Origin of the sequence: Noviherbaspirillum denitrificans (assembly GCF_002211445.1) — a bacterium.
GTDB classification, from domain to species: domain Bacteria; phylum Pseudomonadota; class Gammaproteobacteria; order Burkholderiales; family Burkholderiaceae_D; genus Noviherbaspirillum; species Noviherbaspirillum denitrificans.
Genome location: NZ_LSTO01000001.1, coordinates 4,302,818 through 4,309,835 on the forward strand (window position 1 = coordinate 4,302,818; position 7,018 = coordinate 4,309,835).

General features: G+C 61.2%; 10 protein-coding genes. 4 read left to right on the top strand and 6 right to left on the bottom strand.

The genetic code is table 11. The annotated features are described in order from the left end of the window. Positions 1–99: 99 nt before the first annotated feature. The 3 genes from AYR66_RS20855 to AYR66_RS20865 are packed head-to-tail and all read right to left on the bottom strand — an operon-like array spanning position 100 to position 1,435. A complete protein-coding gene (locus AYR66_RS20855) occupies positions 100–450 on the bottom strand; it encodes a helix-turn-helix domain-containing protein (protein ID WP_088709102.1) in 351 nt (116 codons plus the stop codon). After that, the gene (locus tag AYR66_RS20860; RefSeq protein ID WP_141104114.1) at positions 447–806 is read right to left on the bottom strand and encodes a GIY-YIG nuclease family protein; all 360 of its coding nucleotides are present in this window, start codon (positions 804–806) and stop codon (positions 447–449) included. Before AYR66_RS20860 ends, AYR66_RS20855 begins: the two co-directional genes overlap by 4 nt. Before the next feature lie 38 nt (positions 807–844). Further along, on the bottom strand, positions 845–1,435 hold the full coding sequence (locus AYR66_RS20865; RefSeq protein WP_088709104.1) for a DUF2239 family protein: 591 nt from the start codon (positions 1,433–1,435) through the stop codon (positions 845–847). 174 nt (positions 1,436–1,609) lie between these two features. Between AYR66_RS20865 and AYR66_RS20870 the strand changes: the two genes are divergently transcribed. Both AYR66_RS20870 and map read left to right on the top strand, forming a co-directional pair. Further along, positions 1,610–1,822, top strand: a complete 213-nt coding sequence (locus tag AYR66_RS20870; protein WP_088709968.1) for a ParD-like family protein — start codon at positions 1,610–1,612, stop codon at positions 1,820–1,822. Then, positions 1,819–2,586, top strand: coding sequence for a type I methionyl aminopeptidase (gene map, locus AYR66_RS20875; RefSeq protein WP_088709105.1), 768 nt, complete (start codon positions 1,819–1,821; stop codon positions 2,584–2,586). Before AYR66_RS20870 ends, map begins: the two co-directional genes overlap by 4 nt. Before the next feature lie 10 nt (positions 2,587–2,596). On the opposite strand, the gene AYR66_RS20880 is transcribed toward map, so the two are convergent. From AYR66_RS20880 to AYR66_RS20890, 3 genes are all read right to left on the bottom strand, one after another. After that, positions 2,597–3,889: an NRAMP family divalent metal transporter gene (locus AYR66_RS20880; RefSeq protein ID WP_234814964.1), complete on the bottom strand. Its 1,293-nt coding sequence runs from the start codon at positions 3,887–3,889 to the stop codon at positions 2,597–2,599. Between the two features lie 134 nt (positions 3,890–4,023). Continuing rightward, complete coding sequence (locus tag AYR66_RS20885; protein ID WP_088709106.1) at positions 4,024–5,421, bottom strand: sensor histidine kinase; 1,398 nt, start codon at positions 5,419–5,421, stop codon at positions 4,024–4,026. Then, complete coding sequence (locus tag AYR66_RS20890; protein WP_088709107.1) at positions 5,418–6,086, bottom strand: response regulator transcription factor; 669 nt, start codon at positions 6,084–6,086, stop codon at positions 5,418–5,420. Before AYR66_RS20890 ends, AYR66_RS20885 begins: the two co-directional genes overlap by 4 nt. 224 nt (positions 6,087–6,310) lie before the next feature. Here AYR66_RS20890 and AYR66_RS20895 point away from each other — a divergent pair, with 224 nt between their 5' ends. Further along, positions 6,311–6,772: a tripartite tricarboxylate transporter TctB family protein gene (locus AYR66_RS20895; RefSeq protein WP_088709108.1), complete on the top strand. Its 462-nt coding sequence runs from the start codon at positions 6,311–6,313 to the stop codon at positions 6,770–6,772. Between the two features lie 12 nt (positions 6,773–6,784). Further along, positions 6,785–7,018: tripartite tricarboxylate transporter permease (locus AYR66_RS20900; RefSeq protein ID WP_170942333.1), on the top strand; the 234-nt coding region annotated here is incomplete at its 3' end.

The window sequence follows — 7,018 nt, forward strand, 5'->3', positions numbered from 1 at the left end:
ATGAGAAGGACGGCACTGCGCATGATTGCTGTTTCGCTGGCGTGTAAAGAAGGTATTCCCGCATCTTGTCACGACAGGGCTGTGATCGCAATCAACCGTCTACTGAAGTACTTCCTCGCAAATCCGGGCGGCAGTTTCCCGCGCTTCGCGTACCTGCCGTCTTCCATTCGGACGAAGCGAGACACATCGCACACCATCGTTCCTGACACTGCGCACGATCAGTCCGATCTTCTCCAGAGGCATCAGTTGAAGCAGGAGTCGCGAGCGCGGCATGCTCAACTCTTGCGCGAGTTCGGCGGCCGGCAATGCGCCGCCGGCCGAGTCCAGTGCGTCGAGCAGCACAAAGTCCGCCCACGACATGCCGTGCCGGATGCCGAGTTCGTCATCCATGGCGAAACAGAGCGCAGCTTGCTTGCGGTGCTGCTCGAGGCAAATGTCGAGTGGGTTCATTGCGCTGCTCCCGGTTGTTGCTGGAATTCCTCGCGGTAGAGCTGTTCAAGTGCTCGCAGCTCCGAGGCATAGTCAAAATCAGGATCGTCCTTTTCCTTGAGCAGGTCGACGATCTCGAAGTCGAAGCGCTCCGGCCCGCCCTGGTTCCATGCCGCCTGGAGCGCCTTGTTGGTATGCGAGCGCAGGCGCAACTCGAATTGGGCGCGATTGATCGCGGCATGCACGTCGCGGCTGGATGCGACCAGCACTTGTCCTGTTTCCTTGTCGCGGACGATGTAGATGCCCATCGGTGGAAACGAGTCGCGCGCGCGGCGGGACAGTTCGCGTCGGGTAGTGTGATCAACAGGGAACGACATGGAAAAGTCCTTTGAATGTGGCAAGTGATGGCCAAGCATCACGGATTGGCAAGCGCGAGCACATAGTCGCGGACGTCAGCGGGCCAGGCGGCGGCAATGTTCGCCAGACGTTCCGGCTCGCCGGCAAAGAGTGCGCGGCTCGCTTCCTCGAAGCCCGGGAAATTCCCGGCCAGGACCGCCATCGCGTTGTAGCTGCGCTCCTGCGCGTGGCGCCGCTGGTCACGCTCGGTGCTCGCGCGCCTCGCTTCATGCACCAGCTTGCGCAAGGCGACCGACGCGCCTCCCGGTTGTGAGGCCAGCCAGTCCCAATGCTCCGGCAGCAAGGTCACTTCACGCGGCACCACGCCCAGGCGGGGGCGGCCGCGACCTGCCTTGGCCGGTTTTTCTTCGGGCAGGGCGGGCGCATCGGCAAGGGACTCGGCAACGTATCGCGCCTGTACGTCGGCGGCGGTCCCGCGCAGGTCGAGCTCGGTCTGCTTTCCTGTTTCGTCGTCAAGAATCAGCGGCGTGGCTTCCTGGTCGCGTTGCAGGAGTCCATGAAGGACGACCGCAACGTCGCTCAATTTGCCGGATGCGACCACCTTTGATGCGTAAAAGGCGGTGTAGGTGTGGTGTTGAGGAAGCGACATGGCGAGTGTTCGATATTGCGCGGGTAAAAAGCAGTCCGCTTATATTATCCGGGTAAAATTCATAAGTCAATAATACCCGGATAAAATTACCGCGTAGCGCATGCGCCGCCATCACTTGCACTGCGGCTGAGCCGGTCTATATAATTCATATACGTTTCATATATGGTGAATGACATGGGCATAGTCAATATCGACGGCGATCTGCACGATCAAATCCGCAAGGCGAGCGTGGTGTCGTGCCGGTCGATCAACGCGCAGGCGGCCTTCTGGATCAAGATCGGCATGCTGTGCGAAATGAATCCGACGCAGACCTTCAACGAAATCGTCGCCCGCGAACTGCGTGCCGCCGGCGTGACGCCGCAAGCCGTCCAGGGCGTCGCGGCATGACCAAGCAGCCGCAAGAAATCGCCTTGCTGGCCGAGTCAGGGAAGTTGCTGGCGGAGGTATTCGGCTACCTGGACCGGCTGGACCTGATCGGCATGTCGACCATGCAGGTCAACGATATGGTCGACAGCTTCATCGTGGACACGCTCAACGCGCGGCCGGCAAGCAAAGGGCAGTACGGGTTTGCCTATGCGCTGAACTCTTCCCGCAACAACGTGGTTTGCCACGGTGTTCCCTCGGCGTCAGAACTTTTGCAAAGCGGCGATATCGTCAATTTCGACATCACGCTGGAGAAGAACGGCTATATCGCCGATTCCAGCAAGACTTATCTGGTGGGTGAGGTGTCGCCTTTGGCAAAACGGCTTGTGCAAGTCACTTACGAAGCGATGTGGAAAGGCATCAAGGCCGTTCGTCCAGGCGCCCGGCTGGGCGACGTGGGACATGCCATCGAACGCCACGCGCGGAGCAACGGCTATTCGGTCGTGCGGGAATATTGCGGACACGGCATCGGGCGCGAAATGCACGAGCCGCCGCAGGTGCTGCATTGGGGCAAGCCGCGCACGGGCCTGGTGCTGCGCGAAGGAATGGTGTTCACCATCGAACCGATGATTAACCAGGGCCGTGAATCTGTCCGGACCGAAGAAGACGGCTGGACCGTCGTCACGCGCGACGGCCAACTGTCCGCGCAGTTCGAGCACACCGTCGCCGTGACCCGCAACGGTGTGCGGGTCTTGACCTTGCGCGCCGGGGAACAGGTACCGAACTGAGCCGTCGCGGCTAAAGCATGGAAACGAACATCACCAGCACGGCGACGGTCATGGCGAGCGTCGCCGCCCATCCGAGGTATTTCAAGCGCTTCGTCACGACGAAAGGTCCCATGATTTCACGGCGCTGCGCCATGACCATCATGACGGCCATGATGGGCACCGAGATCACACCATTGATGACCGCCGCCCAGTAGAGTGCCTTGATCGGGTCGATGTCCGAAATCCCGACTGCGGCGCCAATCAGCGTGGACGCGGCGATGATCGCGTAAAACCGCTTGCCCATGGCCAGGCGCAGGTCCAGTCCCTTGCTCCAGCCGAATGCTCCCGCCACCGCGTAGGCCGCCGACCCAGCCAGCACCGGGATGGCCAGCATGCCGGTGCCGACGATTCCTGCACCGAACAGGATGAACGCAAATTCTCCCGCGATCGGCCGCAGCGCCTCGGCTGCCTGGGCGGATGTCTGGATATCCGTCAGGCCGTTCCTGAACAGGGTCGTGGCGGTCGTCAGCATGATGAAGAACGCGATCAGGTTGGAAATGCCCATGCCGATGTAGGTATCGATCTTGATGCGATTCAGGTGCGCGCGCGCCTGCGCGGGTGCTTCGCGCAGCGATCGCGCATCCGGATCGGCGTTCACTTCCTCGACTTCCTGCGACGCTTGCCAGAAGAACAGATAGGGGCTGATCGTCGTGCCCAGGATGGCGACCGCCGTCGTCACGTATTCGCGGTTGAATGTAATGTGGGGCGCTACCACGCTGCGCAACACATCGAACCACGGGACGTGTACCGAGAATACGACGACAACGTAAGCCAGCAGCGCCAGGGTGAGCCACTTGAGCACATGCACATAGCGGTTGTACGGGATGAAGACCTGCAGCAGCACGGAGATGGCGCCGAACAGCACGGCGTAAATGCCGTGCGAGCCCCCCGCGATCAGGCGCATGGCATCCGCCATGGCAGCGATATCCGCGCCGATATTGATCGTGTTGGCGACCAGCAGCATGCCGACAATGGCGTAGAGCAGCCACGGTGAAAAGGTGTCGCGGATATTGCTGGCCAGTCCCTTGCCGGTCACGCGGCCGATCCGTGCGCTCACGATCTGGATGCCGACCATCAGCGGATAGGTGAACAACAGCGTCCACAGCATGTTGTAACCGAACTGCGCGCCGCCCTGCGAATAGGTAGCGATGCCGCTCGGATCGTCGTCCGCCGCGCCGGTAATGAGCCCGGGGCCGAGTTTCTTGTACCACGGTAACGCGGGGCGTGTTTTTGCCTTGGTCTTTTGCATCGAGATGTGTTGCATGGTTGATCCTATCGGACCGGGGAAGGGGACAAGAGGTATTTGCTGGGACTACAAGGACCCATGGGAATTTCGTGGAATAAAGACGAAGGTTGCGTTATGCCAAATTGGGAGTGCGGTGACGCCGGTTCCTCCTACTAGGCGGCGTCGACTTCTTCCCCCGCGGTAATCGATGCATCGGGATCAAACCGCGGAAAGCTGACGGTAAACGTCGTCCCTTTTCCGCCCGCTCCGGAACCAATGCTGACGGTCGCATCATGCAAGGTCACGATCTCGTGCACGATCGCCAGCCCCAGCCCGGTTCCCGGCACCTTGACGTCGAGACGGCGATAACGGCTGAACACCGCCTCGCGCTCAGCTTCGGGAATGCCTGGACCGGTGTCTTCCACGAAGAACTCCACCCGGTCGCCGGCCTCGCGGCAGCGCACCGTGACGGAGGCACCGACGGGTGAATAGCGCAAGGCGTTGTCCACCAGGTTATCGATGAGGTCGCGCAGCATCAAGGTGTCGCCCGACACGCATGCCGGCGCAAGTTCAAAGCCGATGTCGATCTTTTTCTGGTCGGCGACGAAGACGATTTGCTGGATGGCTTCTTCCACCAGCTTGTCGAGCCGCACTGCTTCGAAGCTGCGCTTTTCCGTGTTGTTCGCTTCGGTACGCGCGAGCGCGAGCAGCTGGTTCGTCTGCCGGATCATGCGGTCCGTGGTGCTGGACATGAGGCCGACGGTGTGCGCGATTTCCGGATCGCCTGCATATTTTTCCTGCAGCAGGCTTGCCTGGGCCTTCAGCCCTGCAAGCGGTGTGCGGAGCTGATGTGCTACATTCGCAAGGAAGTGCTGGCGCGCTTCGCCGTCGCTTTTCAGCCGATGCAACAGGTCATTGATTGCCTTGGCGAGCGGATGCAGTTCGACCGGCAGGTCTTCTTCCATCGGCGACAGTTCCGTGCTGGTACGCGCCTCCAGCGCGCTGCGCATGCTCTGCAGCGGGAACAAGCCTTCCCGCACGGCGAACCAGACGATCGCCGCTGAAATGGCAAGCAGCGTCGCTTCCAGCCCGAGCAGGGTCAATATGATGTTGGCCTGGACCTGGCGCCGGTTTTCCAGCGTCTCGGCGACGCCGATCAGCAGCGACTGCGTGCCGACCACGGTGCGCATCACCACGAAGCGCACCTGTTTGCCGCGCAGCCTTCCACTGTAAGGAAACGGCTGGTTCACTGCCGCGGGGACGAGCAGTGGCGGAAAATCCGTGTCGCCGATCAGTGTGTCCGTTCCATGTCGGATCACGTAATAAATCTGCCCGGCGATATTGGCGCGCAGAAGACGCATGTCGTCTTCCGGCAATTCCAGCCGGATCCCTTCATCCGACAGGCGCAGGTACATCCGCAGGTCGAAGGCGATTTCGGCGAGATTCTGGTCGAGCGCCTTTTGCGCGGGCAACCAGGCAATCATGTACACCGTCAGCGCGCCGATCATGTTGATGACCAGCAGCGGCACGCACAGCCATTTGATCAGGTCGCGCTGGATGCTGCCGCTCATGCCGGCAGTTCTTCCAGCATGTAGCCGAATCCCCGGATGGTGCGGATCGCGACGCCGGAACCCGCGATCTTCAGGCGGACGCGCGACACATACACTTCGACCGCGTTGAGCGTGAGTTCCTCGCCCCACGGCACGACCGCGTTCAGGATCTGTTCCTTGGAGACGACGCGGGAAGCCTGTTGCAAGAGATACTGCAGGACTGCCCATTCGCGCGCGGACAGCTCGATCGGCTGGCCGTTCACGCGCGCACGTTTGGTGGTCTGGTCGAGCGACAGGCCCTTGAAGGACAGTTCATCCTTGCGGCCGCCGGCGCGCCGTGCAAGGGCCTTGATCCGCGCCACCAGTTCGGGCGGCGCGAAAGGTTTGACGAGGTAATCGTCGGCGCCGAGCTCCAGTCCGCGCACACGGTCGTCCACCGCATCGCGCGCAGTCAGCAGCAAGACCGGCACGCTGTTCGCCCGCTCGCGCAAGCGGCGCACCACCTCGAAGCCGTCGATGCCGGGGATGCCGATGTCGAGGACGACCACGTCGGCCTGGCTGCGCTGCAGGATGTTGTCGGCATCGATGCCGTTGGTGGCCACGTCCACGACCATGCCGTGGCCGTTCAGGATGCGAGCCACGCCGTCTGCCAGGACCCTGTCGTCTTCCACCAATAGGATGTGCATTTCAATCTGCCCATCGTGCAACGCGCATGTTGCGCGGCACGGGCGCCTGTCTTGTTACCGAGTCTCAATACTAAGGGAACCGGCCTGTTTGTGGCAATCCATGCTGTTTGTCAGCATTTTGTCAGCAATCCTTCAGGAATTTGACAGGGAGCGTAGATATAGTCGCCATGTCCCCGTCCATCCCGGCGGGGTAGCAAATAACCAATTACTACTTGGAGACGGTGATGCCATCATTCATCCGGGATCCCAAGGACTTCTGGTCCGGGGTCATATTCATCATATTCGGCCTTGCTGCCGTCATCATCGGGCGCGACTACTCGATGGGGACGGCAGGACGCATGGGGCCGGCTTACTTCCCAACCATTCTCGGCGGCATCCTCGCACTGATCGGCCTTGCCGGCGTGGCCCGTTCCATGTTCAAGAGTGGCGAAGGCATCGGCCGCTTTGCCGTGAAAGAAAATGTCCTGATCCTGGTCGCAACCGTCCTGTTCGGCGTGCTGATCCGTGGCGCCGGCCTGGCGATTGCCGTCATCGTGCTGGTCATGGTCAGCGGCTACGCTAGCACCAAGTTCAAGATCCTTCCCTTCCTCGCGGTCGCGGTCGGCATGGCGGTGTTTACGGTGCTGGTATTCAATGTCGGACTCGGCTTGCCGATGCCGATGTTCGGTTCCTGGTTCGGTTTCTAAGGAGCGCAGCACATGGAAATCCTGACCAATCTTGCCATTGGCTTCGACACCGCGCTGTCGCTGACCAATATGTTCTACTGCCTGATCGGCGTGTTCCTCGGCACCGCGATCGGCGTGCTGCCCGGCCTCGGCCCGGTCGCCACCATCGCGATGCTGCTGCCGGCAACGTTCTCGCTGCCCCCGATCTCGTCGCTCATCATGCTGGCCGGTATCTATTACGGCGCACAGTACGGCGGGTTCCCCACC

Bases quoted from the DNA above. Each gene is read 5' to 3' on its own strand.
- AYR66_RS20855 (WP_088709102.1), bottom strand. From the start codon at position 450: ATGAACCCACTCGACATTTGCCTCGAGCAGCACCGCAAGCAAGCTGCG.
- AYR66_RS20860 (WP_141104114.1), bottom strand. From the start codon at position 806: ATGTCGTTCCCTGTTGATCACACTACCCGACGCGAACTGTCCCGCCGC.
- AYR66_RS20865 (WP_088709104.1), bottom strand. From the start codon at position 1,435: ATGTCGCTTCCTCAACACCACACCTACACCGCCTTTTACGCATCAAAG.
- AYR66_RS20870 (WP_088709968.1), top strand. From the start codon at position 1,610: ATGGGCATAGTCAATATCGACGGCGATCTGCACGATCAAATCCGCAAG.
- map (WP_088709105.1), top strand. From the start codon at position 1,819: ATGACCAAGCAGCCGCAAGAAATCGCCTTGCTGGCCGAGTCAGGGAAG.
- AYR66_RS20880 (WP_234814964.1), bottom strand. From the start codon at position 3,889: ATGCAACACATCTCGATGCAAAAGACCAAGGCAAAAACACGCCCCGCG.
- AYR66_RS20885 (WP_088709106.1), bottom strand. From the start codon at position 5,421: ATGAGCGGCAGCATCCAGCGCGACCTGATCAAATGGCTGTGCGTGCCG.
- AYR66_RS20890 (WP_088709107.1), bottom strand. From the start codon at position 6,086: ATGCACATCCTATTGGTGGAAGACGACAGGGTCCTGGCAGACGGCGTG.
- AYR66_RS20895 (WP_088709108.1), top strand. From the start codon at position 6,311: ATGCCATCATTCATCCGGGATCCCAAGGACTTCTGGTCCGGGGTCATA.